This window comes from Pseudomonas sp. A39, assembly GCF_058145955.1.
The window spans coordinates 89,625-115,592 of the sequence record NZ_JBYVMD010000004.1 but is presented as its reverse complement, the minus strand read 5'-3'; the positions used below and the strand labels follow the sequence as shown (position 1 = coordinate 115,592).

General features: G+C 62.9%; 25 protein-coding genes. 12 read left to right on the top strand and 13 right to left on the bottom strand.

The window, feature by feature from the left end:
- The first annotated feature begins 167 nt into the window (after nucleotides 1-167).
- Genes AC3ZU9_RS04490 through AC3ZU9_RS04475 form a run of 4 tightly spaced genes read left to right on the top strand, consistent with a single transcriptional unit; the run spans nucleotide 168 to nucleotide 4,791 of the window.
- Entirely contained in the window at nucleotides 168-872 is a 705-nt protein-coding gene (locus AC3ZU9_RS04490) for an ABC transporter ATP-binding protein (RefSeq protein WP_102060129.1), read from the top strand.
- Nucleotides 869-2,086: an ABC transporter permease gene (locus AC3ZU9_RS04485; protein ID WP_102060128.1), complete on the top strand. Its 1,218-nt coding sequence runs from the start codon at nucleotides 869-871 to the stop codon at nucleotides 2,084-2,086. Before AC3ZU9_RS04490 ends, AC3ZU9_RS04485 begins: the two co-directional genes overlap by 4 nt.
- Nucleotides 2,079-3,557, top strand: a complete 1,479-nt coding sequence (locus AC3ZU9_RS04480) for a TolC family protein (RefSeq protein WP_490090358.1) — start codon at nucleotides 2,079-2,081, stop codon at nucleotides 3,555-3,557. The genes AC3ZU9_RS04485 and AC3ZU9_RS04480 overlap by 8 nt, the downstream gene beginning before the upstream one ends.
- Nucleotides 3,547-4,791 (top strand): efflux RND transporter periplasmic adaptor subunit, encoded by a 1,245-nt coding sequence (locus AC3ZU9_RS04475; protein ID WP_490090357.1) that lies wholly within the window; start codon nucleotides 3,547-3,549, stop codon nucleotides 4,789-4,791. Before AC3ZU9_RS04480 ends, AC3ZU9_RS04475 begins: the two co-directional genes overlap by 11 nt.
- Before the next feature lie 42 nt (nucleotides 4,792-4,833).
- On the opposite strand, the gene AC3ZU9_RS04470 is transcribed toward AC3ZU9_RS04475, so the two are convergent.
- The 12 genes from AC3ZU9_RS04470 to AC3ZU9_RS04415 form a co-directional block, all read right to left on the bottom strand.
- Nucleotides 4,834-6,228, bottom strand: coding sequence for an FAD/NAD(P)-binding protein (locus AC3ZU9_RS04470; RefSeq protein ID WP_102060126.1), 1,395 nt, complete (start codon nucleotides 6,226-6,228; stop codon nucleotides 4,834-4,836).
- Nucleotides 6,229-6,240: 12 nt separating this feature from the next.
- Nucleotides 6,241-7,008, bottom strand: coding sequence for an ABC transporter ATP-binding protein (locus AC3ZU9_RS04465; protein WP_064055367.1), 768 nt, complete (start codon nucleotides 7,006-7,008; stop codon nucleotides 6,241-6,243).
- A 3-nt stretch (nucleotides 7,009-7,011) separates the two neighbouring features.
- Nucleotides 7,012-8,352 carry an ABC transporter substrate-binding protein gene (locus AC3ZU9_RS04460; protein WP_490090356.1) on the bottom strand — a complete coding sequence of 447 codons (1,341 nt, stop codon included), beginning with the start codon at nucleotides 8,350-8,352 and terminating at the stop codon, nucleotides 7,012-7,014.
- 18 nt (nucleotides 8,353-8,370) lie between these two features.
- Entirely contained in the window at nucleotides 8,371-9,420 is a 1,050-nt protein-coding gene (locus tag AC3ZU9_RS04455) for a branched-chain amino acid ABC transporter permease (RefSeq protein WP_012724979.1), read from the bottom strand.
- Between the two features lie 4 nt (nucleotides 9,421-9,424).
- Nucleotides 9,425-10,306 (bottom strand): branched-chain amino acid ABC transporter permease, encoded by an 882-nt coding sequence (locus AC3ZU9_RS04450; RefSeq protein ID WP_064055365.1) that lies wholly within the window; start codon nucleotides 10,304-10,306, stop codon nucleotides 9,425-9,427.
- Nucleotides 10,303-11,076: an ABC transporter ATP-binding protein gene (locus AC3ZU9_RS04445; protein WP_093541507.1), complete on the bottom strand. Its 774-nt coding sequence runs from the start codon at nucleotides 11,074-11,076 to the stop codon at nucleotides 10,303-10,305. Before AC3ZU9_RS04445 ends, AC3ZU9_RS04450 begins: the two co-directional genes overlap by 4 nt.
- Nucleotides 11,073-11,975: an AMP-binding protein gene (locus tag AC3ZU9_RS04440; RefSeq protein ID WP_122811589.1), complete on the bottom strand. Its 903-nt coding sequence runs from the start codon at nucleotides 11,973-11,975 to the stop codon at nucleotides 11,073-11,075. Before AC3ZU9_RS04440 ends, AC3ZU9_RS04445 begins: the two co-directional genes overlap by 4 nt.
- A gap of 112 nt (nucleotides 11,976-12,087) precedes the next feature.
- On the bottom strand, nucleotides 12,088-13,536 hold the full coding sequence (locus AC3ZU9_RS04435) for an LLM class flavin-dependent oxidoreductase (RefSeq protein ID WP_122811590.1): 1,449 nt from the start codon (nucleotides 13,534-13,536) through the stop codon (nucleotides 12,088-12,090).
- Nucleotides 13,536-13,862, bottom strand: a complete 327-nt coding sequence (locus tag AC3ZU9_RS04430; RefSeq protein ID WP_012724984.1) for an acyl-CoA dehydrogenase — start codon at nucleotides 13,860-13,862, stop codon at nucleotides 13,536-13,538. The genes AC3ZU9_RS04435 and AC3ZU9_RS04430 overlap by 1 nt, the downstream gene beginning before the upstream one ends.
- A gap of 13 nt (nucleotides 13,863-13,875) precedes the next feature.
- Complete coding sequence (locus tag AC3ZU9_RS04425; protein WP_490090355.1) at nucleotides 13,876-15,072, bottom strand: SfnB family sulfur acquisition oxidoreductase; 1,197 nt, start codon at nucleotides 15,070-15,072, stop codon at nucleotides 13,876-13,878.
- A gap of 253 nt (nucleotides 15,073-15,325) precedes the next feature.
- A complete protein-coding gene (locus AC3ZU9_RS04420) occupies nucleotides 15,326-15,676 on the bottom strand; it encodes a hypothetical protein (protein WP_122811591.1) in 351 nt (116 codons plus the stop codon).
- A 132-nt stretch (nucleotides 15,677-15,808) separates the two neighbouring features.
- Complete coding sequence (locus tag AC3ZU9_RS04415; protein ID WP_102060119.1) at nucleotides 15,809-16,372, bottom strand: helix-turn-helix domain-containing protein; 564 nt, start codon at nucleotides 16,370-16,372, stop codon at nucleotides 15,809-15,811.
- A gap of 92 nt (nucleotides 16,373-16,464) precedes the next feature.
- On the opposite strand from AC3ZU9_RS04415, the gene AC3ZU9_RS04410 reads away from it, so the two are divergent.
- The 8 genes from AC3ZU9_RS04410 (at nucleotide 16,465) to AC3ZU9_RS04375 (ending at nucleotide 24,205) form a co-directional block, all read left to right on the top strand.
- On the top strand, nucleotides 16,465-17,394 hold the full coding sequence (locus AC3ZU9_RS04410) for a DMT family transporter (protein ID WP_046035539.1): 930 nt from the start codon (nucleotides 16,465-16,467) through the stop codon (nucleotides 17,392-17,394).
- Between the two features lie 180 nt (nucleotides 17,395-17,574).
- Entirely contained in the window at nucleotides 17,575-20,496 is a 2,922-nt protein-coding gene (locus tag AC3ZU9_RS04405; protein WP_046035540.1) for a monovalent cation/H+ antiporter subunit A, read from the top strand.
- Nucleotides 20,496-20,840: a Na+/H+ antiporter subunit C gene (locus tag AC3ZU9_RS04400; protein WP_007986256.1), complete on the top strand. Its 345-nt coding sequence runs from the start codon at nucleotides 20,496-20,498 to the stop codon at nucleotides 20,838-20,840. Before AC3ZU9_RS04405 ends, AC3ZU9_RS04400 begins: the two co-directional genes overlap by 1 nt.
- Complete coding sequence (locus AC3ZU9_RS04395) at nucleotides 20,837-22,519, top strand: monovalent cation/H+ antiporter subunit D (protein ID WP_064055357.1); 1,683 nt, start codon at nucleotides 20,837-20,839, stop codon at nucleotides 22,517-22,519. Before AC3ZU9_RS04400 ends, AC3ZU9_RS04395 begins: the two co-directional genes overlap by 4 nt.
- The gene (locus tag AC3ZU9_RS04390; RefSeq protein ID WP_064055356.1) at nucleotides 22,516-23,004 is read left to right on the top strand and encodes a Na+/H+ antiporter subunit E; all 489 of its coding nucleotides are present in this window, start codon (nucleotides 22,516-22,518) and stop codon (nucleotides 23,002-23,004) included. The genes AC3ZU9_RS04395 and AC3ZU9_RS04390 overlap by 4 nt, the downstream gene beginning before the upstream one ends.
- Nucleotides 23,001-23,279 (top strand): K+/H+ antiporter subunit F, encoded by a 279-nt coding sequence (locus tag AC3ZU9_RS04385; protein ID WP_003211751.1) that lies wholly within the window; start codon nucleotides 23,001-23,003, stop codon nucleotides 23,277-23,279. The genes AC3ZU9_RS04390 and AC3ZU9_RS04385 overlap by 4 nt, the downstream gene beginning before the upstream one ends.
- Complete coding sequence (locus AC3ZU9_RS04380; protein ID WP_043205555.1) at nucleotides 23,276-23,614, top strand: Na+/H+ antiporter subunit G; 339 nt, start codon at nucleotides 23,276-23,278, stop codon at nucleotides 23,612-23,614. Before AC3ZU9_RS04385 ends, AC3ZU9_RS04380 begins: the two co-directional genes overlap by 4 nt.
- A 72-nt stretch (nucleotides 23,615-23,686) precedes the next feature.
- Entirely contained in the window at nucleotides 23,687-24,205 is a 519-nt protein-coding gene (locus AC3ZU9_RS04375) for a dihydrofolate reductase (protein WP_163825855.1), read from the top strand.
- A gap of 366 nt (nucleotides 24,206-24,571) precedes the next feature.
- Here the strand turns inward: AC3ZU9_RS04375 and cysS are convergent, their stop codons facing one another.
- On the bottom strand, nucleotides 24,572-25,960 hold the full coding sequence (gene cysS / locus AC3ZU9_RS04370) for a cysteine--tRNA ligase (protein ID WP_093541493.1): 1,389 nt from the start codon (nucleotides 25,958-25,960) through the stop codon (nucleotides 24,572-24,574).
- Nucleotides 25,961-25,968: the final 8 nt, after the last annotated feature.

The window sequence follows — 25,968 nt, the reverse complement described above, 5'->3', positions numbered from 1 at the left end:
TCTACATCGATGGCTGGCGAAGCGGCTGGAACGCGGTTAGTATTCAAACAATATTTTAAAAACAAGAAGCAAAAAAGGTCCATGGCGCGCGCCGAGGCGACCCCCTAACTTGTTACAAGGCTTTACCAGGGGAAGAGGACGGCAGCGTCGAGACTGAAGGCGTATTCATGACAGATACCCCCGCGCACCCAGGCTTGATCTCCCTGCAAGGCATCGGCAAGCACTATCAGCTGGCCGGGCAACACCTGTCCATTCTCAATGATGTATGCCTTTGCATCGCCCGTGGCGACAGCTGCGGCATCCTCGGCGCCTCGGGTTCCGGCAAAAGTACCCTGCTCAATATCCTGGGCCTGTTGGACCTGCCCAACGGCGGCCAGTACCACTTTGCCGGCCACGACATTTTCAACGCTACCCCTGATCAGTTGGCGGCCATCCGCAACCAGCAGATCGGCTTCGTGTTCCAGAGCTTCAACCTGCTGCCACGCCTCAGTGCCCTGGATAACGTCGCCCTACCCTTGAGCTATCGCGGCGTATCGCGCCAGGAATCGGTGGAGCAGGCCCTGCGCATGCTCCAACAGGTCGGCCTGGCCGACCGCGCCCACCATCGCCCCGCCGACCTCTCCGGCGGCCAACGCCAACGCGTCGCCATTGCACGCGCGCTGGTGGGCAAGCCCTCGGTCATATTGGCCGATGAACCCACCGGCAACCTCGACAGCACCACGGCCCAGGACATCATGGACCTGCTGCTGGCCCTGAACCGCGAGCAACAAGTCACCCTGATCATCGTCACCCACGACCCGCATATTGCCGAGCGCCTGGAACGTAAGATCCTGGTACGCAATGGCGTGGTGCAAGAGGTTGGGCGCCTATGACCCCGCAGGTAGAGAGCAGCCTGCGGGTCGAACAGAGCCTCAGCCAACTGCTGCATGAAGCGTTCGTCAGCCTGCGCACCCTGGGCAAGCGCTCGATCCTGGCGCTGCTGGGTATCGTCATCGGCAGTTCATCGGTGGTGGCGTTGATCAATATCGGGCACAACGCGGCGGTGGACGCCGCGATGATTTTCAAGGACATGGGCACCGACACCCTGGTCGCCCAGTTCCCGGCCAAGAACGGCGGCACTATCACCATGCCCGCTCGCCTTGACCTGGACGCCGTGCGCCAAGCGGTACCGGGCATTACCCACATCGGCGCCCTCACCTTGTTCAGCGGGCCCATCGTGTTCCACGGCCGGACCGTCAACGCCAACTTCGTCGGCAGCACGCCGGACATCAAGGACGCGATGCGCCTGGTGGTGCAACAGGGACGTTTTCTGTCGAGCTTCGATGCCAACGAAACCTACGCCGTGATCGGTGACCCGTTGGCCGAGGCCCTGGGTTCGCCGGGCGACCCCCTGCAACTGGGCGACCGCGTGCGCATCAACGACTACCTGTTCCTGATCGTGGGCATCCTGCGCAGCCAGCCACGCGCGATGCTGATGCCGGTGCAGGCCAATGAGTCGCTGTTCATTCCTGCCGAAGGCATGCGCCGTATCTACGCCACGCCGCAGATCGGCAACGTGATCATCCGCGCCGCGCCCGGCCAGGACATGGAACGCCTTGCCCAAGAGGCCGCCGCAGCCTTGAAACCACAACTGCCCGACCACGATGTGGACATCCAGGTGCCCCAGCAAATGATCGACGGCATGACCCGGCAAAGCCGCACCTTCGCCTACCTGCTGCTGGCCCTCGGCGCGATCTCCCTGGTCGGCGGCGGCGTGGGGGTGATGAACGTGATGTTGATGAACGTCTCGGAGCGCCGTCGCGAGATCGGCATTCGCATGGCCCTCGGCGCGCGCCAGCGAGATATCCGTAACCTGTTCCTGCTTGAAGCCGTAACCCTCACCGCCGTCGGCGCCCTGTGTGGTGCGGTGCTGGGCATGACCGCTGCCTGGCTGTATGCCTGGCTGTCAGGCTGGGCGTTTGCCCTGGCCGTCGCCGCCCTCCCGCTGGGCGTGGGCAGTACGCTGCTGGTGGGGTTGTTCTTCGGCCTCTACCCGGCGATCTCGGCCTCACGGCTGCAGCCGGTGGAGGCCCTGCGCGATGAATAAGTGGCTGCTGTGGTTTGCCCTGTTCAGCCTGCAGGGCGTGGCGGCCGACGTGGTGATCAAGCCGTCGGCACCGAGCACGACGCGCAGCGGCTATGAGCGCAGCGTCTCGCTGAATGCCCAGCTCACCACCCTGACCCTGGGCGATGCGGTGTACCTGGGCCTGCGCAACAACCCGGCGATCCGCAGCGCGTACCTGCAACGGGTGGCCCAGAAATTCGACCTGCGCGTGGCCGAAGACGTGTTCAACCCCAAACTCACGCTCAACAGCGCGTACCGCAGCACCCGCGGCTCCGTCGACAATGCGCGCAATGCCAACGTGGCGCCGGCCACCAGCCTGCTCGGCGAGTACGGTACGCGCTTGAGCATGGCCTGGACCCAGCAGCTGAACACCGCCGACCGCGCCGGCCGCTACCGCAGCGACGGCCTGGACCTGGCGATCATCCAACCGCTGCTGCGTGGCGCCGGCTGGGACGCCACCACCGCGCCGCTGCGCCTGTCGCGCCTGTCGGAGCAGGCCAACCGCCTGAACCTCAAGGCCACGGTGGCGCAGACCATCAGCCAGATCATCGCCACCTACCGCGAACTGCTGCGCGCCCAGGAACAACTGAGTATCGTCCAGGACGCCCTCAAGCGGTCCGGTACCTTGCTGGAAGTGAACAAGGCATTGATCAGTGCCGGGCGCATGGCCGAGTTCGAAATCGTACAGACCGAAGCCGATATCGCCACCCAGCAACTGGGGGTGGAAGAGGCGCAAAACCAACTGGACACCAACCGCCTGTCGCTGCTGCGCCTGCTGGCCCTCGACCTGTCCACGCCGATTCGCGCCACCGAAGCCCTGGAGGCCAGGCCCATGCAGATCGACAAGCGCCAGGCGTTCAACCTGGCGCAGACCCAGCAGCCGGAATACCTCGCCGCCCTGCTTGGCAGCCAACAGGCGGACCTCAACCTGGTGATCGCCAAGGACTCCGGGCGTTGGCAGGTGGACCTGGTGGCCGGCGCCAACCAGGTACGCGACGCCTACGACAACGACACAGGCCGCTCCAACAACCGCACCTGGGACAGCTACGCTGGGGTGCAGGTGCAAATCCCCATCGGCGATATCAGCACGCGCCAGGCCGAAGTGCGCGCGCGGGTGAATGTGGAGGACCAGGAGATCCGCATCACCGATGCACGCCAGGAACTGGAACGCAGCGTCAACGATGTGGTGCGCGACCTCGGCACGCGCTGGCGCCAGTATGAAATTTCCCAGCGCGCGGTGGAGTTGTCGCGGCGCAAGATCGAGATCGAGCGGGAGAAACTCAGCGCCGGGCGCTCCACCAACTTCCAGGTGCTGAGTTTCGAGACCGACCTGCGCAACGCCGAAAATGCGCGCCTCAATGCGCTGATCGCTTATTTGAACGCCCAGACCCAGCTCGACTTGACCCTGGGCATGACGCTGGAAAGTTGGGAAATCGCCCTCAATGACTACTAATCAGAAACGCCTGCTGGGCGCTGTATTGATCGTGCTGCTGGCGGGCGCAGGTCTGGCCCTGCGCAGCCCTGCGTCCGATCCGGCGACCACCGCCGAGCACTGGCAGGAGGTGAAAGCCGACGCGCTGGTGCACCAGATCGGCCTGGTGGGCAGGATCGAACCCGACACCACCATCACCCTCACCGCGCCCTTCGACGGCAACGTACAGGCCAACCTGGTGGAACAAGGCCAGCGGGTCGAGGCCGGCCAAGTGCTGTTGCGCATGGACCCGGCGACCCTCGAAGTGCAGCTGCGTGAAGCACTCTCCACGCAGCTCAAGGCCCGGCGCACCGTGCAAGAGATGCAGGACTGGAACAACGGCCCTACCGTCAGCCGCGCGCGCCGCAGCCTGCGCACCGCCGAAATGATCGCCGGCAACACCCAGCGCAAACTCACTGAAAGCGAAAACCTGTTCAAGCGCGGCATCATCCCGCGCAATGAGCTGGACGACCTCAAGCAACAGACCCAGCAGCAACAACTGGACCTCGCTTCCGCGCGCAGCGAACTGCAACAGGCCATCGACCAGGGCAAAGGCGAATACCGCCAGATCGCCGATATGGAACTGACCAATGCCACGGTGAAATACGAGGCCCTGCACACGTTGCTCGAAGGCAAGGACATCAAGGCGCCGTTCGCCGGCATCGTGGTGCCACCGCCCGGCAATCCGTCACCCCAAGGCGGTGGCAACAACACGGCCCCGGTGCAGGCCGGCAGCAAGGTCAGCCAGGGCCAGGTGCTGTTTGGACTGGCGAATATCGAACGGCTGAAAATCGTCGCCAAGGTGTCGGAGCTGGATATCAACCAACTGCACCAGGGCCAGGCGGTTGAAGTACTGGGGGATGGGTTTGATGGCGAGCGGCTGACCGGTTCGGTGAGCGTGGTCAGTGGCTTGGCGATTGCCAGTGACAGCCAGGGCAGCGCGCAGTTTCCGGTGACGTTATCGATTCCCAAGCTCACGCCGCAGCAGTTGCAGCGGGTGCGGCTGGGGATGAGTGCGCGATTGACCATCGTGACCTACAACAATGCGCAGGCGATTGTGGTTCCGAGCCAGGCGATCCAGGCGGACAAAACCGTTGAGTACCGCGAGGCGATGGATAAGCCGGTGGAGCGGGTGAAGGTGACGACCGGGCAGTCGACGGCGCAGGGGGTTGAGGTGTTTGGGCTTAGGCCGGGTTTCGTAAAAGTCGGAAGCTGAACACGGTTCAAACTGTGGGAGCTGGCAAGCCAGCTCCCACCTTCAGATTTGTGTGAGCTTTGAGGCCAGCGCCTTGGCTTGCAGCGCTACATCCGTTACCGCCGTACTCTCCCACCACATCCCCCGCAACGGCGGCCCCATGGCGAACAACCGCTGGCTGACCTGCCCCTGCGCATCCACCACCGCCCCCGACGCATCAGCCGCAATCCCCAACGCCAGCGGCCCAGGCTGGATCAGCCCACGCTTGAGCAACTGCTGCGGGAGCGGCCGGGCCACGCGGCGCCAATCGTATTCGATGCCGCTGGAGTTGATCAGCGCTGCGCCCGACACCTGGGTCACCGCGTGCTCGCCGCGATAACGCAAGCGAATGGTCACCCCTTGCGCCGAAGGCTCCAGGCCTTTGAACGACGCCGCCCGGATCCGCAACCGCCCTTCCTCATGCAAGCGCGCCACCAACTGCGCGCTCAACGGCGGCGAGCGGTGGTGATGGCTCTCCCACCACGGCCGCACATGCCTCACGAACTGGCGTTTCTCGCCCTCGCTGGCCTGGCTCCATAGACGGCCGATGTGCGCACGCACGGTGTCCAGCGGTGCTTGCCAATCGATGCCCTGCGCGTGCGCAATAGCGCATTGCCGACGCACCTCACGCAGCAATTGCCGGGGGCTGCGCAGGCGGTGATCCTCGCCGAGGAAATCCACCCAACTCGGCGGTTGCCGGCGCACATGGGGCAGCAGGCCGTGGCGCGAGAAAATTTCGATTGGCCCGCGATGCCCGGCCTGCTCGAGGGAAACCACGGCGTCGACCATGGTCAGCCCGGAACCGATGATCAGCACCGTCGCTTGCGGGTCAATCTCGGTCATCGCGCTCACATCCCAGGGGTCCACCGCCGCCGCGTTCAACCCGCTGGACTCGGTCTGTGGCGTACGCGCCGCCGGGAACATGCCGGTGGCCAGTACCGCGAACGCGCCGCGCAGTTGCTGGCCGTTGTCGAGGGTCAGCAGCGTTGAGGCTTCCTCCACGCGCAGGTCGACCACTTCACCGCGCACATGTTCGACGCTGGACGCTGACTGCGCCTTCGCCTCGGCCAAGCGTTGCTGGGCGTACACGCCGAAAATCCCGCGCGGCGGGAACAGTTCGCTGATCGGTACGTGCTGCTGATCCGACTCAGGCCAGCCGCCAGCGCCGATAAAATCGGTCAGCCATTCGGTCAGGTCGTCGGCATTGTCCGGGTCGACACTCATGCGCGCCGCATTGCCGTTCAGGGTGTGGCCCAGTTCGACGGCGCTGTAGGCCTCGCCCCGGCCGAGTTCCGCGCGCGGCTCGATCACCAGGATCTGGCGCTGGCCAGGCAGGCGCAACAGTTGCACGGCCAGCATCGTGCCGCTCAGGCCGCCGCCGATGATCAGTACATCAGCGTTGCGGATGGATTCAGTCATGCGGAGTCGCCCTTACTGTTTGCCCAGATAAATGTCATGCAAGTCGCCCCGCGCCAGCAGTTCAGCGGCGCTGCCACTCAAGGCCACGCGGCCAGTATCCAATACGTAGCCGTGGGACGCATAGTTCAGCGCGACGTTGATGTTCTGCTCGGCGATCAGGAAGCTCACCTGCTGCTCACGGTTGAGCTGCGCGATGATCGCGAAGATCTCCTGCACGATCATAGGCGCCAATCCCATGGACGGCTCGTCGAGCAGTACCAGCGTAGGACGGGTCATCAACGCCCGACCGATGGCGACCATCTGCTGCTCGCCGCCGGAGGTGAGGCCGGCGCGGGTGTGGCGCTTGGTCTTGAGCCGTGGGAACCAGGCGTAGATGCGCTCCAGGTCGTGCGCCATGTCCTTGCGGCTCAGGCGCCGCACGAAGCCGCCGCTGCGCAGGTTGTCTTCCACGCTCAACTGGCCGAACACATGGCGGCCTTCCAGCACGTGGACCATGCCCTGGCGCACGCGCTGGCTGGGGTCGATGCCGGCCAGGTCGGCGCCGGCGTATTCGATCGTGCCCCGGCTGACCTCGGCCCGCTCGGCACGCACCAACCCGGAGATGGCCTTGAGCGTGGTGCTCTTGCCGGCGCCATTGGCACCGAGCAAGGCGACGATGGCGCCCTTGGGCACGCTCAGCGACACCCCGGCGACCGCAAGGATGGCACCGTCGTAGATCACTTCAATATCGTTGACCGTCAGCAGCGACGGGCGTGTGGTGTCGGTGGCGGGCTGGCTCATGGTTTATTCATCCCCGGTGCAGGTACGTGGCGTCAGGCCTTTTTCCTTGGCGAACGCTGCCGACTTTTCATCGATCAGCGGGCGCAACAGGGCGCGGTCGGCGGCGATCCAGTCGCTGATCAGCGTCCATTGAGCGCCGTCCCACTGCTGCACGCGCGCCGAGCCGCCGCCTTCGTGGTCGCGGCACGACAGCTTGAGGTTCTGCATCAGGCCCAGGTAACCCATGTCCTTCAAGCGCGCATCGTCGATGTTCAAGTGCTCCAGGCCCCAGCGGCCTTCTTCGCCATTAAGCGGGCGCTTGCCGAACTTGGCCTGGCCGGTGCGGATCGCTTCCACCGCCACGGCGGCGTTCACCAGGCCGGAGTTGTAGTAGACGCTGCCGAAGTTCTTCAGGTCCTTCAGGTCACTGTGGCCTTTGTCGAGGATGTAGCGCTTGAGGCGCTTGTGGATCTCAAAGTCGGCACCTGCTGGGTACGGCGTGAGCGCCAGGTAGCCTTTGGCGGCGGCACCGGCGGGCAATACGTCTTCGCTGGAGCTGGCCCAGATATCGCCGATGATGTGGTCCGCCGGGAAGCCGAAGCGCGCGGCGGTCTTCACCGCGACCGGCGTGGACACGCCCCAGGTGCGCAGGAACACCCAGTCCGGGTTGGCCTGGCGCACCTGGCGCCATTGCGCAGATTGTTCGTTGCCAGGGTCGGCGATCGGAATCTGGATGTTTTCGAAGCCGTATTTTTCGGCGAGCAGTTTCAACGGGCCGAGGGTTTCACGACCGTAGGCCGAGTCGTGGTAGACCGTGGCGATCTTCTTGCCCTTGAGTTTGTCGAAACCGCCTTCGCGCTGCGCGATGTAGTTCACCAGCGTCGACGCCTCGCTGTAGAAGGTCAGCATCACTGGGAAATTGTAGGGGAACACCGTGCCGTCGGTGGCTTCGGTGCGGCCGTAGCCGAGGGTGATCAGCGGGATCTTGTCGACTTCCGCCCGCTCGCTCAGCGCGTACGCCGCCGGGGCGCCGTTGGGCTGGTACACCGCGACCGGGGCGCCATCCAGGCCATTCTTGAAGCGCTCGTAGCACTCGATGCCCTTCTCCGCCGTCCATTCGGTCTCGCATTCCTGCCACACCAGTTTGACGCCGTTGATGCCGCCTTCGACCTCGTTGATGTAACGCAGGTAATCGATCATCCCGGCCCACACCTGCACGCCACTGGACGCATAGGCACCGACACGGTAAGTCGCGAGGGGAAAGAATTGCTGGTCGGGCGAGGCCACCGCCTGAGGCACAGCACCGGCCAGGGCAGCCAGCGCGAAGGCGGCGCCGGCCAGGGAACGTTTCAAGGATGCACGCATTTGGGTTCTCTTAGTCAGTCAGAAACGTAGGGGCCATTGACGCAGCCGATCGCGAAGGTTGTGCAACAGGCGAATCAAGCCCTCGGGTTCCTTGATCAGGAACACGATGATCAACACGCCAAAAATGATTTTCTGCAGGTTCTGCAACTGCCCCGCATCCACCGCGCCACCAAACAGCGCCTGCCCGGCGTGGCTGAGAAAGATCGGCAGCAGGCTGATAAAGGCCGCGCCGACAAAGTTGCCGGCGATACTGCCCATGCCGCCGATAATGATGATGAACAGGATCTGGAACGAACGATTGATATCGAAGCTGCTGGCGCTGGCCGTTCCCAGGTAGGCAAAGGCCCACAGCGCGCCGGCGATGCCCAGGTAGAACGAGCTGACCGCGAACGCCAGGCGTTTGTAGCGCACCACCGGAATGCCGACCACGGCGGCGGCGGTGTCCATGTCGCGGATCGCCATCCAGTTGCGCCCGACCTGGCTGCGCACCAGGTTGATCGCGGTCCAGGTCAGCAGCAGCACGGTGACCAGGGTCAGCAGGTAGCGGCCCAACGGCGTGTTGAGGTCGTGACCGAACAGCGCCAGCTTCGGCGCGGAGATAGTCCCGGACGAACCGTAGTTGTAGAACCACGGAAATTTGACGAACAGCCACTCCAGGAAAAACTGTGCGGCCAGGGTGGTGACCATCAGGTAGAAGCCCTTGATCCGCGAACTGGGCAGGCCGAACAGCAGGCCGACCAAGGCGCTGATGACCCCACCGCCGAGCAGCGCCACCGGCAAACCCAATTCAGGCAGGCGTAACAGAAATCCATAGGTGGCAAACGCGCCGACGGCCATGAAGCCGGCCGCCCCCACCGATGTCTGTCCGGTGTAGCCGGTGAGCAGGTTAAGGCCCAGCCCGGCCAGCGACAGCACCAGGAACGGGATCAGGATCGCATTCAGCCAATAGTCATTGCCCCACAGCGGCACCGCGATAAAGGCCAGCGCCAACAGGCCGATCAGGGCCCACGGGATGCGCCGCTGAATCAGCAGCAACGGCGCGGTTTCTTGCGCAAGGGGGATCGACATGGTTTCAGACTCGCTCGATGGCGCGCTCGCCGAACAGGCCGGCGGGACGGATATACAGGAAGGCCAGGGCCAATACGTAGGCGAACCACGGCGTGATACCGCCGCCGATCAACGGGCCGATGTACACCTCGGCGAGGTTCTCCGCCGCGCCGACAATCAGCCCGCCGACAATCGCCCCGCCAATCGAGGTAAAGCCGCCGATAATCAACACCGGCAAGGCCTTGAGCACCACCAGCGACAACGAGAATTGCACGCCTTGACGCGCGCCCCACAGCAGCCCGGCCACCAGCCCGACGATCCCGGCCACCGCCCAGACAATCTGCCAGATGCGGTTGAGGTTGATGCCGATGGACAGCGCCGCCGTGGTGTCATCCGCTACCGCGCGCAGCGACACGCCGATGCGGGTCTTGTTGAACAGCAACGCCAGCACTGTCACCAGCACCACGGCGGCGGCGGCAGCGATCAGGTCGAACTGGCTGAGCATCAGCGGGCCGACGAACAGCGGCACGTCGTCGATACCCAGGTCGAGGGCGCGCACCTGAGCGCCCATCAGTCCCTGGGCCAGGCCTTCGATAATGAACGACAGGCCCAGCGTCGCCATGAACAAGGTGATCTGCGAACGGTTCACCAACGGCCTCAAGACCAGGCGCTCGATGAACAAGGCGCCGACGATCATTACGATCACCGTCAGCAGCAGTGCCAGGGCAAACGGCACGCCCTGATCATGCAGGCTGACAAAGGTCAGCGCGGCGAACAGCAGCATCGAGCCCTGGGCGAAATTGAACACGCCACTGGCCTTGTAGATCAGCACGAAGCCGATGGCGACCAGCGAGTACATGGTGCCGGCGAGCAGGCCGCCGAGCAGGGTTTCAAAGAAGAACGTCATCCGTTTACCACTCCCAGGTAGGCCGCGATCACCTCGGGATTGGCCTGCACATCGGCAGGCGTGCCGTCACCGACCTTGCGCCCGTAATCAAGCACCACCACGTGGTCGGACAGGCCCATCACCACGCCCATGTCGTGTTCGATCAACACCACGGTGGTGCCGAGGTCGCGGTTTACGTCGGCGACGAAGCGCGCCATTTCCTGCTTTTCTTCGGCGTTCATGCCGGCCATGGGCTCATCCAGCAACAACAAGCTCGGCCCTGCGATCAACGCCCGGCCGAGTTCCACGCGTTTTTGCAGGCCGTAGGAAAGGTTGCCCACCAACACATCCCGGTGAGCTTGCAGTTCAAGGAATTCGAGAATGCCCTGGGCCCGCAGCCGGAACGCTTCGGCTTCGCGGCGTGCGCGGGGTAAGCCGAGGGCCTGTTCGATAAAATTGCTGCGCATGTGCCGTGACAGGCCGGTGAGAATGTTGTCGAGCACGCTCATCTTTTTGAACAGCGCGTTGTTCTGGAAGGTGCGACCAATGCCACGACGCGCAGCCCCCAAGGGGTCGATGCGGTGGAAGTGTTGGTCTTCGAAGACAATCTCGCCGGCATCGAAGCGATACACACCATTGAGCACGTTGAGCAGCGAACTTTTACCTGCGCCATTCGGCCCGATCAGCGCGCAGATTTCGCCGCGCGCCACCTCGAAGGACAAGGCATTGATCGCTTTGACGCCCTTGAACGACAGCGAGATATCCCGCACCTGCAAAATGGCCTGGCTCATGCGATGTCCCGTGTGAACTCAGCCAGCCAGGTCGGTTCGGCCGTCGGTTTAAGCGGTTGCCAGATGTAGGCCAGGCGTTGGAAACCCAGCAGTTTGCGCACGCGGTTTTTCAGCAGGCGACGCACGCCGCTCTGCGGGTGGGCGATGGCCCAGTCGCACAAACGTCGGCGCCAGGTGCCGTGAGGCGCCAGGCGGCTTTCGATCTCATCGGCCAGATGCTGCAAACGCACGGGCGACAACAGCAGGCCGGTGGGGGCGACTTCGCTGCGATCGCGCCGCGCCGAGGCCAGGCTTTCCGGGAAGGCCAGGCCGTGACCGCTGTTCAGCCATTGCTCCAGCACCACCGCGAGACCGCCCTGCCAGTGGGTGCCCTCTTCGCTCCACAACGCGGTTTCGCCCGTGGGCTGCCACCAGCGTGCGAGGTGTTGCGCGGGGTCCAGCGGGCCGAGTAATTGGGCGAAATCCAGTAGATTCGCTGACTGCCAATCCCGTACGTGCTGGCGGCCTTGCACATAAGAGTGAGTGGGGCGGATGCGCCACAGGTGGTGCTGGAGCGCCTCGGGATCCAGGTCATCGGCCAGGGTCAAGACCTGTCCACCGATGGCGTGCGCCGCCAGCGCCAGCAGCAACAGGTTCGGTTCAAACGCACCGCTGAGGGCCAGCCGCGACTGCTCGCTGAAACCCTGATGGCGTAACCCGTCGGCCAGGCGCTCCACATCGCGCAAGGCGTCGATCCAGCGCCACGCATACCACTGCCCCTGGCGCTTGTGGCGCAGGGCGGTGTGCAGCGGCGTGATCTGCGCCCAGTGGCGCAACTGTTCCAGCGCCTTGGGCAGGTTGCCGAGCAGTTCGGCGGGCCATTCCAGGGCCAGTGGGCGTTTGAGTGCGTGCACGCTCATAGGGACTTGCTCCTATTGAAGTGTTAAGCGTGCGGTGGTCCGCTGGCTGGATTATTTGGATCAACACCGATCTACTGTGGGAGGGGGCTTGCCCCCGATGGCGGTGTGTCAGTCACAAGTGCCTTGACTGGACTGCCGCTATCGGGGGCAAGTCGAATCGTCGCACCGCCCCTCCCACATTGGTTATGTGCGCGTCAGATAAATTGCGGTAACCGGCACCAGGGTGGTTGGAGGCCAACCTTGCACCGTCGCCAAACAACTTCTCGCGCAACGTACCCTGGGCGTATTCGGTCTTGTACACGCCACGCTTCTGCAACTCCGGCACCAACAGGTCCACGGCGTCGATGAAGGTTTCATGGGTCAGCGCGTAGGCCAGGTTGAAGCCGTCGACATCGGTCTCTTCGACCCATTCCTGCAACAGGTCCGCCACGGTTTCCGGGCCGCCGACAAACAAGGGGCCGAAGCCGCCGATGCCGACCCAATCGGCCAGTTCGTTTGGGGTCCAGACCTTGTTCGGGTCCGCCGTGGAGAAGGCTTCCACCGCCGACTGGATGGCGTTGGTGTGCACGTGCTTGAGCGGTTCATCCGGTTTGAACTGGCTGAAATCGATGCCGGTCCAGCCGGAGATCAGCGCCATTGCGCCTTCGTAGCTGACGTAGGATTTGTATTCGTCAAACTTGGCTTTGGCCTTGGCATCGGTCTCGCCGACGATCACCGTCTGCAAGTTGAAGATCAGGATCTTCTTCGGATCGCGCCCGGCTTCGGCGGCACGGCGGCGGATGTCGGCGACGGTCTTTTTCAGCAGCACCTTGGACGGCGCGGCAACGAACACGCACTCGGCCTGCTCGGCCGCAAACTGCTTGCCACGGCTGGACGCACCGGCTTGGTAGAGCACCGGCGTGCGCTGCGGCGACGGCTCGCACAGATGAATGCCGGGCACCTGGAAGTGTTTGCCGACGTGGCGGATCTCGTGGATCTTGCTCGGGTCGCTGAAAATCCGGCGCTCGCGGTCGCGCAATACCGCGCCCTCCTCCCAACTGCCCTCCCAGAGTTTGTAGCAGACCTCCAGGTATTCCTCGGCGTAGTCGTAGCGCGCGTCGTGTTCGGTCTGGGCTTTCTGGCCAAGGTTCTTGGCGCCGCTTTCCAGGTAGGAGGTGACGATGTTCCAGCCGATGCGGCCCTTGGTCAGGTGGTCGAGGGTGGAGAGTCGGCGGGCGAACGGGTACGGATGTTCGAAGGACAACGACGCCGTCAGGCCAAAACCCAGGTGCTCGGTAACCAAGGCCATCGGCGCGATCAACGACAGCGGGTCATTGACCGGCACTTGGGTCGCCTGGCGAATCGCCGCCTCGCCATTGCCGTTGTAGACGTCATAGATGCCCAGCACATCGGCGATAAACAGGCCATCAAACTTGCCGCGCTCAAGGATTTTGGCGAGGTCTGTCCAGTATTCCAGGTCCTTGTACTGCCACGAACGGTCACGCGGATGCGCCCACAGGCCCGGGGATTGGTGGCCGACACAGTTCATGTCGAAGGCGTTCAAACGGATTTCACGGGACATCAAAGCACTCCGTTGAGGTGGTAGTTACCGACAACCTGGTATTTCCAGCGCAGGGGGTCATCGAGGGTCGGCGGCAGTGCGGTGCGTTGGCCGGTGAGTTCGAATTCGGCGTTGCTGGCAGCGATCAAGGCTTCGGCGGCCGCGATCTGCGCTTCGGTCGCAGCGACTGGGCTGGGATGGGTTTCGGCGCGTTCAAGCAAGGCGGCGGCCACGTCGACGCGGATCTGCAGATCGCCGAAGCGGCTGATCACATAGGGGTCATCGCTTTTCTCGACATGGCGGCGGGTGCTGTCCAACAGTTGGCGCGCAAGCTTCAGTGTGGTCATGGAATGCGGCTCCTCAGTTCCAGGCGTGGCGCGCGGGCTTCACGCCGTTAAGCACGAAATTGCCGATCAGGTGGTATTTCCAGCGGGCCGGGTCGTGCAGGGTGTGGGTACGCGCGTTGCGCCAGAAGCGATCAAGGTTATGTTTGCCGGTGACCGAGCGCGTGCCGGCCAGTTCGAAGAGTTTGCTGCTGGCGAGCAAGGCGGTTTCAGCCGAGAGGACTTTGGCCTGGGCAACCACCAGCGAGGCGTGGGCGACGGTGTCTTCGCTGGGCTCGGCGAGGGCGCGATCAACCGCCAAACCTGCTTTGGCGAGGATGGCTTCGGTGCCGTGGACGCGCCATTCCAGGTCGCCGATGGCGGCGATGGTGAAGGGGTCTTGCCAGCCGTGCTCCTGCTGGCTGTCGATCCACGGTCGCGCCTGGCGGGCGTAGATCTTCGCCTGTTCGAGGGCACCGAGGGCGATACCGGTGTCGACGGCGGCCTGGATGATCTGCGAGATCGGGCCGTTGGCGGTGGGTTGGTCGAAGACTTGATGGGCGGGGATCACCGCTGTCAAGGGCACCGTTACCCCGTCGAGGGTCACGCCGCCGCTGGCGGTGGTGCGCTGGCCGAAGCCGTCCCAGCTGTCGATCACGCTAAGGCCCGGCGCATCGCGTTCGACAAAGGCGATAAACGCCTGGCCGTGTTCGTTGTTGCCGACCGTAGGCACGATGTGGGCGAACAGCGCGCCGGTGCAGTAGAACTTCTCGCCGTTGATGTGCGCGGTGTCGCCGTGGACGCGAATCTGGGTATCGAAGGTGCCGGCATTTTTGCTCTTGGCTTCGGAGAAGGCATTGCCGAAACGGTAGCCGGCCAGCACCTTGCCGAAGTAATGACGTTTTTGTTCCTCGGTCGCGGTTTGCAGCAGGATGTCCACCACGCCCAAGTGGTTCTGCGGGATCTGCCCCAGGGACGGGTCGGCGGCGGAGATCAGCTTGATGACCTCAGCGACCGTCACATAGGACACTCCAGCGCCGCCGTACTCTTTGGGAATGGTGATGCCCCACAGGCCGCTGGCAGAGAACGCTTCGAGTTCGGCGAAAGGCAGGATCCGATCACGGTCGCGCGCGCTGGCGTCGACGGCAAAACGTGCGGCCAGGCGCGTGGCGACCTCGATGGCTTCCGCGTCCGAGCGGATGATATGGGCAGGGTGTTGAGGGTGGGCTGACATGGGCCGACTCCAGGCTCCGTGGGGATGACCTGGGTGATTGCAGGAGTCGTGCCTGAAAGTAATTACCAATAAAATCAGCGGGTTGGTGAGAGTACGAGGCGCTTATTGCTCGCGCTAATCAGCAAAATGTTCAAGCACTGTTGCGCTACGAACACTTTTAGCCACTCACCCTCCTGCCAACTCAATCGACACAGGCTTCAATACTCACGGCTAATTAATTTGAGTATTAAAGCCTCACAACGTCGACTTAAACTTAAGGGCGATCTATCACGGTATATACACTTTGATGAGAAACACCAATTACCTCGTCATTCTCGCGAACGCTATAATCGGCTGTGACTTGCTCGGCATCGAAGACAATATGAAAACGCACTTTGACCTCATACTGGGGCTTCAACTCTAGAATTTTAAAACTAGCAAATGCAATTCCATTACCGCGTATCCCCCAGGAAACTTCTTGTCCGAGCGTAATACCGGGATAACTAGGGAAGATAATCTCGGCAGTACCGCCGGTCACTTCGGGGTACTTCAATACATTCCCGTGGGACGGCGTAATCTTCGGCTGGGGAAGCAGATTCTTGCTTGAGACATGTTTTGGGTTCATTCGTTTTCACTCCATGAAGTCATGACAACTACCCAACGTCACTGACTGAGTAGTATCGTCCACCCTAGCACCCGTCCCTTTTGAACATAAGCTGTCAACCTGCACAGTTGACAAACAGCAAAAACATGCTAACTACAACACCACATTCCTTACAAATCTTGCCGCCACCTTGCCTCCGTTGTAATAAGAGTGGGGCTGGTGGCTGGCAAACATAAAAAACTCACCGGCATCAATAGTGTTTTCCTTGTCGCCTATCACCAAGGTCAAACTGCCCTCAAAGACGAACAACTGCTCGCTCCAACCCTCTTGGTCTGGGTCCGGGCAGTACCGATCACCGGGTTCAAGGCGCCACTCCCAGAGTTCGACTTCACGCCGCGCCGTGGCCTTGGCCAACAACACCGCCTTACTCCCAACAATTTCCCCCGCCCAAGCCAATTCGTTGATGCGACTGTGGTCGCGCACCTCCGGCGCCTGGATGAGGTCGCTGAAGGCCACGTTTAACGCTTCGGCCACCCGGTCGAGGGTGGACAGGCTGACGTTCTTTTCGCCCGCTTCGATGGCCACCAGCATGCGCCGGCTAACCCCGGACTTTTCCGAGAGCGCGGTCTGGCTCAGGTCGGCGGCGTGGCGCAGGCGACGGACGTTCTGGCTGACGTGCTGCAGGACCGAAGCCCGATGTGGATTTTCTTTGTGCACTATATTGCTCAATGGGTGGGTGTGCGCAGTATACTGCCCAGCGTGCGGCGCATTGTGCGGTCCGTGCCTTTCCCTTGCAAGACCGAGCCGCCATGACCACCCCAAACGTCTCCCCTCGTTTCAACCGTTTCAGCAAAGCCGAATGCATCCTGGTGGTGATCACCATGATCTGGGGCGGCACGTTTTTGCTGGTGCAGCACGCGATGACCGTCAGTGGGCCGATGTTTTTCGTCGGCCTGCGCTTTGCGGCAGCGGCGATCGTGGTGGGGTTCTTTTCCTTGCGCACCCTGCGCGACCTGACGCTGTTCGAGTTGAAGGCGGGGGTGTTTATCGGTGTGGCAATCATGTTTGGCTACGGTTTGCAGACCATTGGCTTGCAGACGATCTTGAGCAGCCAGTCGGCGTTTATCACGGCTTTATATGTGCCGTTCGTGCCGCTACTGCAATGGCTGGTGCTTGGGCGTCGTCCGGGCTTGATGCCGAGCATTGGCATCATGCTGGCGTTTGCCGGGTTGATGCTGCTGACCGGGCCGGCGGGCGCTTCGCTGAACTTCAGCGCCGGCGAAATCGCCACGTTGATTGGCGCGGTGGCGATTGCGGCGGAGATCATCCTGATCAGCGCGTTTGCCGGGCAGGTGGATGTGCGCCGGGTGACCGTGGTGCAACTGGCCACGGCGTCGCTGTTGTCGTTCCTGATGGTGGTGCCGATGGGCGAGGCGTTGCCGGGGTTTTCGTGGCTGCTGCTGTTCAGTGCGGTGGGCCTGGGCTTGACCAGTGCGGTGATCCAGGTGGCGATGAACTGGGCGCAGCAAAGTGTTTCGCCGACCCGGGCCACGTTGATCTATGCCGGTGAGCCGGTATGGGCAGGCGTGGTGGGGCGGATTGCCGGGGAGCGCTTCCCGCCGATTGCGATGGTGGGGGCGGCGTTGATTGTGGTGGCGGTGATTGTCAGTGAAATGAAGACTAAGGGGCAGAAGGCGCTGGCGTTGGAAGAAGAGCTGGAGCAAGAGCGTCAGAACTGAGGTGCCGGTTGTGGGGCGGCTGCGCAGCCCAGCGGGAGCAAGCTCCCTCGCCACAGGGTCCTAAACACTGCCAAATGGGATTATTCGACCTATCTTGTAGGATCCTGCCACATCTTGCCGTTTGGTGATCGTGAAAGCGGCACGTATGATGCATCCCAAACTCCCGCAGATTAGAAGCCTATGTCCCTGATAGTTCTACTGCTTCTGCCTTTTATTGGCAGCTGTCTGGCGGCCTTGCTGCCGCACAATGCACGTAACACCGAATCCCTGCTGGCCGGCCTTGTGGCCCTGGTCGGCACTATTCAAGTCGCCCTGCTCTACCCCCAGATCGCCCACGGTGGCGTGATCCGCGAAGAATTCATATGGTTGCCCAGCCTCGGGCTGAACTTCGTGTTGCGCATGGACGGGTTTGCCTGGCTGTTCTCGATGCTGGTGCTCGGCATCGGTTCGCTGGTGGCGTTGTATGCGCGTTACTACATGTCGCCGGATGATCCGGTGCCGCGATTCTTCGCGTTTTTCCTGGCCTTTATGGGCGCCATGCTCGGCCTGGTGATCTCCGGCAACCTCATCCAGATCGTGTTCTTCTGGGAACTGACCAGCCTGTTCTCGTTCCTGCTGATCGGCTATTGGCACCACCGCGCCGACGCGCGCCGCGGTGCGTACATGGCGTTGATGGTCACCGGCGCCGGCGGCTTGTGCCTGCTGGCGGGCGTGATGCTGCTGGGGCACATCGTCGGCAGCTATGACCTCGACCAGGTGCTGGCGGCGGGCGATCAGATTCGCGCGCACTCGCTGTACCCGGTCATGCTGGCCCTGGTGCTGATAGGCGCCTTGAGCAAAAGCGCGCAATTCCCCTTCCACTTCTGGCTGCCACATGCGATGGCGGCCCCCACGCCGGTGTCGGCGTACCTGCATTCGGCAACGATGGTGAAGGCCGGCGTGTTCCTGCTGGCCCGCCTGTGGCCGTCGCTGTCGGGCAGCGAAGAATGGTTCTGGATCGTCGGCGGTGCCGGCGCCCTCACCCTACTCCTCGGCGCGTACTGCGCCATGTTCCAAAATGATCTGAAGGGCCTGCTGGCCTATTCCACCATCAGCCACCTCGGGCTGATCACCTTGCTGCTGGGCCTCAACAGCCCGCTGGCCGCCGTCGCGGCGGTGTTCCATATCCTCAACCACGCCACCTTCAAAGCCTCGCTGTTCATGGCCGCGGGCATCATCGACCACGAAAGCGGCACGCGGGACATCCGCAAGCTCAGCGGGCTGGTCAAGCTGATCCCGTTTACCGCGACCCTGGCGATGGTGGCCAGTGCGTCCATGGCGGGCGTGCCGTTGCTCAACGGCTTCCTGTCCAAAGAGATGTTCTTTGCCGAGACCGTGTTCATCACCTCGACGGCCTGGGTGGAGTTCGCCCTGCCGTTGATCGCGACCATTGCCGGGACATTCAGCGTGGCCTATGCGCTGCGTTTCACCGTGGACGTGTTCTTCGGCCCGCCGGCGACCAACCTGCCGCACACGCCCCACGAACCACCGCGCTGGATGCGCGCACCGGTTGAGTTGCTGGTGTTCACGTGCCTGCTGGTAGGGATTTTCCCGGCCCAGGTGGTCGGCTCGATCCTTGCCGCCGCTGCGCTGCCGGTGGTGGGCGGCGTGCTGCCGGAGTACAGCCTGGCGATCTGGCACGGCTGGAACGCGCCGATGATCATGAGCCTGGTGGCCATGTCCGGCGGCGTGGTGCTGTACCTGCTGCTGCGCAAGCAACTCAAGCTGGGGCGCTTCAAGTACCCGCCGATCATCAGCTATTTCAACGGCAAGCGTGGTTTCGAGCGCAGCTTGGTGGTGATGATGCGCGGCGTGCGCAGGATCGAGAAACGCATCAGTACCAAGCGCCTGCAGACTCAGTTGTTCCTGCTGGTGCTGGTGGCGGTGATCGGCGGCATGATCCCGATGCTCAACAGTGGCTTGAGCTGGGGCGACCGCCCGAAAATCCCGGGGTCGATCGTGTTCGTCACCCTGTGGGTGCTGGCGATCGCCTGCGCCCTTGGCGCCGCCTGGCAAGCCAAGTACCACCGGCTGGCGGCCCTGACCATGGTCAGCGTGTGCGGCCTGATGACCTGCATCACCTTTGTGTGGTTCTCGGCGCCGGACCTGGCGTTGACGCAGTTGGTGGTCGAAGTGGTGACCACCGTGCTGATCCTGCTGGGCCTGCGCTGGCTGCCGCGGCGGATCGAGGAGGTCTCGCCGCTGCCGAACACCTTGCGCAAGGCGCGGATTCGCCGGGTGCGCGACTTCCTGCTGTCCACCGTAGTGGGCGGCGGCATGGCGCTGTTGTCCTACGCGATGTTGACGCGCCAGACCCCCAACGATATCTCTTCGTTCTACCTCAGCCGTGCCCTGCCCGAAGGCGGCGGCAGCAATGTGGTGAACGTGATGCTCGTCGACTTCCGGGGCTTTGATACCCTCGGCGAAATCACCGTGCTCGGCGCCGTGGCGCTGACGGTGTACGCCCTGCTGCGCCGCTTCCGCCCTTCCAAGGAAAGCATGCAACTGCCCGCGCAACAGCGCCAGTTGGCGCCGGACGTGGCCACCGACCTGGTCAACCCACGCCAGGCCAGCGACACCGCGCTGGGCTTCATGATGGTGCCGGCGGTGCTGGTGCGTCTGCTGCTGCCGATTGCGCTGGTGGTGTCGTTCTACCTGTTCATGCGCGGCCACAACCAACCGGGCGGCGGGTTTGTCGCCGGGCTGGTGATGTCGGTCGCGTTTATCCTGCAATACATGGTCGCCGGCACCCAATGGGTCGAGGCACAGATGAGCCTGCGGCCGATGCGCTGGATGGGCTTCGGGCTGTTCTCCGCGACCCTGACCGGGCTTGGCGCCTTGTTTGCCGGCTACCCGTTCCTCACCACCCACACCTGGCATTTCAGCCTGCCGGTGCTCGGCGACATTCATGTCGCCAGCGCGCTGTTCTTCGACGTCGGCGTGTACGCCATGGTCGTCGGCTCGACGCTGCTGATGCTCACCGCCCTCGGTCACCAGTCCGTGCGGGCCCATAAACCGAGCAACCAGGCCAAAGTGGTTGCCGCTACGGAAGGAGCCGCCTGATGGAAGAAGTCATTGCAATTGCCATTGGCGTCCTGGCCGCCTCCGGGGTCTGGCTGATCCTGCGGCCACGGACGTTCCAGGTGGTGATGGGCCTGTGCCTGCTGTCGTACGGGGTCAACCTGTTCATTTTCAGCATGGGCAGCCTGTTTATCGGCAAGGAGCCGATCATCAAGGACGGTGTGCCGCAAGACCTGCTCCACTACACCGACCCGCTGCCCCAGGCGCTGGTGCTCACGGCCATCGTGATCAGCTTCGCCATGACCGCCTTGTTCCTGGTGGTGTTGCTGGCCTCACGGGGCCTGACCGGCACTGACCATGTGGACGGCCGGGAGCCCAAGGAATGACGTGGATGAATCAACTGATCGTCGCGCCGATCCTGCTGCCGTTGCTCACCGCCGCCTTGATGCTGATGCTCGGCGAGAAGCATCGGCCGCTGAAAGCGCGCATCAACCTGTTCTCGAGCATGATCGGCCTGGGCATCGCCATTCTGCTGCTGTACTGGACGCAAAAAGGCGGCCCCGGCTCGATCGGCGTGTACCTGCCGGGCAACTGGCAGGTGCCGTTCGGCATTGTGCTGGTGGTGGACCAACTATCAGCCTTGATGCTGGTGCTCACCGGGATCATCGGCGTGAGCGCGCTGCTGTTCGCCATGGCCCGCTGGGACCGTGCCGGCACCAGCTTCCATGCGCTGTTCCAGATCCAGATGATGGGCCTCTACGGCGCCTTCCTCACGGCCGACCTGTTTAACCTGTTCGTGTTCTTCGAGGTGCTGCTGGCGGCGTCCTATGGCTTGATGCTGCACGGTTCCGGCCGTGCGCGGGTGTCATCGGGGCTGCATTACATCGCGATCAACCTGCTGGCCTCGTCACTGTTCCTGATTGGTGCGGCGATGATCTATGGCGTCACCGGCACGCTGAACTTTGCCGACCTGGCGCTGAAGATCCCGCTGGTGCCGGAAGCCGATCGCGGCCTGCTGCACGCGGGTGCGGCGATCCTTGCGACGGCGTTCCTGGCGAAAGCCGGCATGTGGCCGCTGAACTTCTGGCTGGCCCCCGCCTACTCATCGGCCAGCGCGCCGGTGGCGGCGATGTTTGCGATCATGACCAAGGTCGGCGTGTACACCGTGCTGCGCCTGTGGACCCTGTTGTTCTCCGGCCAGGCCGGTGCGTCGGCACTGTTTGGCGGCGATTGGCTGGTGTATGGCGGCATGGCCACCATTGTCTGCGCCGGTCTGGCGATGGTGGCGGCGCAGCGCCTGGAGCGCATGGCCAGCTTGAGCATCCTGGTCTCGGCCGGGATCCTGCTGTCGTCGGTGGGCTTCGCCCAGCCGAGCCTCACCGCCGGCGCGCTGTTCTATCTGGTCAGTTCCACCTTGGCCTTGAGCGCGCTGTTCCTGCTGGCCGAATTGATCGAGCGTTCGCGCTCGGCCAACGACCTGCCGCTGGATGAAGAGATCGATGCGCTGCCCAAGGCCATGGAGTCCCTGCATCCGCGCCCTGGCGTCAACCTCGATGACGAACAGAAAGCCGTGGTCGGCCAGGTGATTCCCTGGACCATGGCCTTCCTGGGCTTGAGTTTTGTCGCCTGCGCCCTGCTGATTATCGGCATGCCGCCGTTGTCCGGGTTTATCGGCAAGCTCAGCCTGTTGAGCGCGCTGGTCAACCCGCTGGGCCTGGGGGTCAGTGTCGAGGAGCCGATCCGCCCGGCTGCCTGGGGCCTGGTCGCACTGCTGATCCTCTCCGGCCTGGCCTCGCTGATCGCCTTTGCGCGCTTGGGCATCCAGCGCTTCTGGACCCCGGAAGAGCGCCCGTCGCCGTTGCTGCGCCGCTATGAGTGCGTGCCGATCTTCTTTCTGCTGGGCCTGAGCATTCTGCTGACCTTCAAGGCAGAGCCGCTGATGCGCTACACCCTGGGCACCGCCCAGAGCCTGAACAACCCGGAAAACTACGTGATGGCGGTGATGGCAACGCGTCCTGTACCCAGCCCTGAAGCCAAGACCGCCGCGCTGGAGGTGCAACCATGAAGCGCCTGTTCCCTGCCCCGTGGCTGTCGCTGGCGTTGTGGGTGCTGTGGCTGGTGCTGAACCTGTCGGTCAGCCCCGGCAACCTGCTGCTGGGCGCCCTGCTGGGCTTTCTTGCGCCGCTGCTGATGGCACCGCTGCGCCCGTTGCCGATCCGCATCCGCCGCCCCGGCGTGATCATCCGCCTGTTTTTCCTGGTGGGACGCGATGTGATCGTCTCCAACCTGCAAGTGGCCTGGGGCGTGCTGACCTGCGGCTCGCGCCCGCCGCGCTCGCGCTTCGTCAAGATCCCCCTGGACCTGCGCGACGCCAACGGCCTGGCCGCGCTGTCGATGATCACCACCGTGGTGCCCGGCACCATCTGGTCGGAACTGGCACTGGACCGCAGCATCCTGCTCTTGCATGTGTTCGACCTGGAGGATGAAGCGCCGTTTATCGAGCACTTCAAGACCACCTACGAGCGGCCCCTGATGGAGATCTTCGAATGAGCGCCCTGCTCTCCAATGCGATCCTGTTCAGCCTGTTCCTGTTCTCGCTGGCCATGGTGCTGACCTTGGTGCGCCTGTTCAAAGGCCCGTCGGCACAAGACCGCGTACTGGCGCTGGACTACCTGTACATCCTGGCGATGCTGATGATGCTGGTGCTGGGCATTCGGTATGCGAGTGACACCTACTTTGAAGCGGCGCTGCTGATTGCGCTGTTCGGCTTCGTGGGCTCGTTTGCCCTGGCGAAATTCCTGCTGCGTGGGGAGGTGATTGAATGATGCCGTTATGGGTGGAAGTGATCGTGGCGGTGCTGCTGGTGCTGAGCAGTGTGTTTGCGTTGATTGGCGCGATCGGGCTATTGCGCATGAAAGACTTCTTCCAGCGCATGCACCCGCCGGCGCTGGCCTCGACGCTGGGCGCGTGGTGTGTGGCGTTGGCGTCGATCATCTACTTCTCGGTGCTCAAATCTGGGCCGGTACTGCACGGGTGGCTGATTCCGATTTTGTTGTCGATCACGGTGCCGGTGACCACATTGCTGTTGGCTCGCACTGCGCTGTTCCGCAAGCGCATGGCCGGTGATGACGTCCCCGCCGAGGTCAGCAGCCGCCGCTGATCCCTAGAATAAGCATGGTCAAAAATGTGGGAGGGCATCTACGCCACCGCCATTTCTCTGAAGGAACAGATCATGGCTATACCCATCGCAGTCGTGGCAGGAATGGGCCGCCGTAACCGCTCTATCGGCAAAGCGGGCGGACTCTTACGGATGGTCCCGGACGACATGCGCCGCTTCGCCGCCAAAACCATCGGAAAGCCCGTGATCATGGGCCGCAAGACCTTTGAATCGGTGATCGCACTCAGTGGACGACCACTGGCGGATCGTCCCAATATCGTGCTGTCGCGCAACCCGGCCTTTGAACACAAGCAGGCTGTAGTCTGCCGCTCGCTAGCATCAGCGCTGGAATGCGCCGCTTCCTACCATCCCGAGGAAATTCATATTGGTGGCGGCCCGGAGCTGTATGACCAGGTGATGGATCGGGTGGACAGGCTTTACCTCACCCTGTTCAACGACGATCACGAAGGGGAAGCCCGGTTTCCCAGCTTCGAGGATGAATTCATCGAGGTTTGCCATCATGGTGTCAGGGAGCATGAGGGCCTAGCGTATGAATGGGTCGATTACGTGCGGCGCGGCGCAGCGAGGGAATGAAGCAGGCACGATCCAAATGTGGGAGATGTCGAGCTCTAGCGAGGCTTCGAAGACGGCGGCACTGTTGGCAGATATATTGACTGAACCACCGTCATCGGGGGCAAGCCCCCTCCCACACTGGATCGCTGTTGGCAGGTAGAAAGCAGCCCGGCTGTAAATCTCATGGATACCGCCAATCCCCTGTGGGAGATGTCGAGCTCTAGCGAGGCTTCGAAGACGGCGGCATTGTTGGCAGATATGTTGACTGAACCAACGTCATCGGGGGCAAGCCCCCTCCCACACTGGATCAGGTGAGCCGCTCACTAAAACGGTGTGCAAAAAAACGCCCCGAACCAATCGGGGCGTTTTTCATTCAGCGTTTACCGATCAAGCCTGATCAGCCAACCGCCACGTCGTCCCACCCTTGCCGTCTTCCAACACCACCCCCATCGCGGTCAGTTGGTCACGGATACGGTCAGATTCCGCCCAGTCCTTATTGGCCCGCGCAGACAAACGCGCCTGGATCAGCGCATCCACTTCAGCCGCATCCACACGCCCTTCGGCGCCGGCTTGCAGGAAATCCTCAGGCTTCATTTGCAGAACCCCCAGCACGCTGGCCAGCTCTTTCAAGCGTGCCGCCAGGCCGGCCGCCGCGTCGAGATCGCTCTCGCGCAAGCGGTTGATCTCGCGCACCATCTCGAACAGCACGGCACAGGCTTCCGGGGTGCCAAAGTCGTCGTTCATGACTTCAGTGAAGCGTGCCACGAACGCTTCGCCGCCGGCAGGCGCCACGGATGGCAGGCCTTTCAACGCGTGGTAGAAACGCTCCAGGGCGCCCTTGGCGTCCTTGAGGTTGTCTTCCGAGTAGTTGATGGCGCTGCGGTAGTGGCTCGACACCAACAGGTAACGCACGACTTCCGGGTGGTACTTTTCCAGCACGTCGCGAATGGTGAAGAAGTTGTTCAAGGACTTGGACATCTTCTCGCCATTGATGCGGATCATGCCGCAGTGCATCCAGGCGTTGGCGTAGGTCTTGCCGGTGGCGGCTTCGCTCTGGGCGATTTCGTTTTCGTGGTGCGGGAACTCAAGGTCGCTGCCGCCGCCATGAATGTCGAAGGTGTCGCCCAGGCAGCAGGTGGACATCACCGAGCATTCGATGTGCCAGCCCGGACGCCCGGCGCCCCACGGCGACTCCCAGCTCGGCTCGCCGGGCTTAGTGCCTTTCCACAGCACGAAGTCGAGCGGGTCTTGCTTGGCTTCATCGACTTCGATCCGTGCGCCGATGCGCAGGTCTTCGATTTTCTTGCGCGACAGCTTGCCGTAGCCCATGAACTTGGCGACGCGGTAGTACACGTCGCCATTGCCTGGGGCGTAGGCGTAACCCTTGTCGATCAGGGTCTGGATCATCGCGTGCATGCCAGGGATGTGGTCCGTGGCACGTGGCTCCATGTCCGGCTTGAGGATGTTGAGGCGCGCCTCGTCCTCGTGCATCGCGGCAATCATGCGCTCGGTCAGCGCGTCGAACGACTCGCCGTTTTCATTGGCGCGGTTGATGATCTTGTCGTCGATGTCGGTGATGTTGCGCACATAGGTCAAGTCATAGCCGCTGAAACGCAACCAGCGGGTCACCAGGTCGAAGGCAACCATGCTGCGGCCGTGGCCGATGTGGCAGTAGTCGTACACGGTCATGCCGCACACGTACATGCGCACCTTGTTGCCATCCAGCGGCTTGAAGACTTCTTTGGTCTTGCTGAGTGTGTTGTAGATCGTTAACACGACATTTC

What these genes read in the sequence shown, in the direction of transcription:
- AC3ZU9_RS04490 (WP_102060129.1), top strand. Translation starts at nt 168, where the DNA reads ATGACAGATACCCCCGCGCACCCAGGCTTGATCTCCCTGCAAGGCATC.
- AC3ZU9_RS04485 (WP_102060128.1), top strand. Translation starts at nt 869, where the DNA reads ATGACCCCGCAGGTAGAGAGCAGCCTGCGGGTCGAACAGAGCCTCAGC.
- AC3ZU9_RS04480 (WP_490090358.1), top strand. Translation starts at nt 2,079, where the DNA reads ATGAATAAGTGGCTGCTGTGGTTTGCCCTGTTCAGCCTGCAGGGCGTG.
- AC3ZU9_RS04475 (WP_490090357.1), top strand. Translation starts at nt 3,547, where the DNA reads ATGACTACTAATCAGAAACGCCTGCTGGGCGCTGTATTGATCGTGCTG.
- AC3ZU9_RS04470 (WP_102060126.1), bottom strand. Translation starts at nt 6,228, where the DNA reads ATGACTGAATCCATCCGCAACGCTGATGTACTGATCATCGGCGGCGGC.
- AC3ZU9_RS04465 (WP_064055367.1), bottom strand. Translation starts at nt 7,008, where the DNA reads ATGAGCCAGCCCGCCACCGACACCACACGCCCGTCGCTGCTGACGGTC.
- AC3ZU9_RS04460 (WP_490090356.1), bottom strand. Translation starts at nt 8,352, where the DNA reads ATGCGTGCATCCTTGAAACGTTCCCTGGCCGGCGCCGCCTTCGCGCTG.
- AC3ZU9_RS04455 (WP_012724979.1), bottom strand. Translation starts at nt 9,420, where the DNA reads ATGTCGATCCCCCTTGCGCAAGAAACCGCGCCGTTGCTGCTGATTCAG.
- AC3ZU9_RS04450 (WP_064055365.1), bottom strand. Translation starts at nt 10,306, where the DNA reads ATGACGTTCTTCTTTGAAACCCTGCTCGGCGGCCTGCTCGCCGGCACC.
- AC3ZU9_RS04445 (WP_093541507.1), bottom strand. Translation starts at nt 11,076, where the DNA reads ATGAGCCAGGCCATTTTGCAGGTGCGGGATATCTCGCTGTCGTTCAAG.
- AC3ZU9_RS04440 (WP_122811589.1), bottom strand. Translation starts at nt 11,975, where the DNA reads ATGAGCGTGCACGCACTCAAACGCCCACTGGCCCTGGAATGGCCCGCC.
- AC3ZU9_RS04435 (WP_122811590.1), bottom strand. Translation starts at nt 13,536, where the DNA reads ATGTCCCGTGAAATCCGTTTGAACGCCTTCGACATGAACTGTGTCGGC.
- AC3ZU9_RS04430 (WP_012724984.1), bottom strand. Translation starts at nt 13,862, where the DNA reads ATGACCACACTGAAGCTTGCGCGCCAACTGTTGGACAGCACCCGCCGC.
- AC3ZU9_RS04425 (WP_490090355.1), bottom strand. Translation starts at nt 15,072, where the DNA reads ATGTCAGCCCACCCTCAACACCCTGCCCATATCATCCGCTCGGACGCG.
- AC3ZU9_RS04420 (WP_122811591.1), bottom strand. Translation starts at nt 15,676, where the DNA reads ATGAACCCAAAACATGTCTCAAGCAAGAATCTGCTTCCCCAGCCGAAG.
- AC3ZU9_RS04410 (WP_046035539.1), top strand. Translation starts at nt 16,465, where the DNA reads ATGACCACCCCAAACGTCTCCCCTCGTTTCAACCGTTTCAGCAAAGCC.
- AC3ZU9_RS04405 (WP_046035540.1), top strand. Translation starts at nt 17,575, where the DNA reads ATGTCCCTGATAGTTCTACTGCTTCTGCCTTTTATTGGCAGCTGTCTG.
- AC3ZU9_RS04400 (WP_007986256.1), top strand. Translation starts at nt 20,496, where the DNA reads ATGGAAGAAGTCATTGCAATTGCCATTGGCGTCCTGGCCGCCTCCGGG.
- AC3ZU9_RS04395 (WP_064055357.1), top strand. Translation starts at nt 20,837, where the DNA reads ATGACGTGGATGAATCAACTGATCGTCGCGCCGATCCTGCTGCCGTTG.
- AC3ZU9_RS04390 (WP_064055356.1), top strand. Translation starts at nt 22,516, where the DNA reads ATGAAGCGCCTGTTCCCTGCCCCGTGGCTGTCGCTGGCGTTGTGGGTG.
- AC3ZU9_RS04385 (WP_003211751.1), top strand. Translation starts at nt 23,001, where the DNA reads ATGAGCGCCCTGCTCTCCAATGCGATCCTGTTCAGCCTGTTCCTGTTC.
- AC3ZU9_RS04380 (WP_043205555.1), top strand. Translation starts at nt 23,276, where the DNA reads ATGATGCCGTTATGGGTGGAAGTGATCGTGGCGGTGCTGCTGGTGCTG.
- AC3ZU9_RS04375 (WP_163825855.1), top strand. Translation starts at nt 23,687, where the DNA reads ATGGCTATACCCATCGCAGTCGTGGCAGGAATGGGCCGCCGTAACCGC.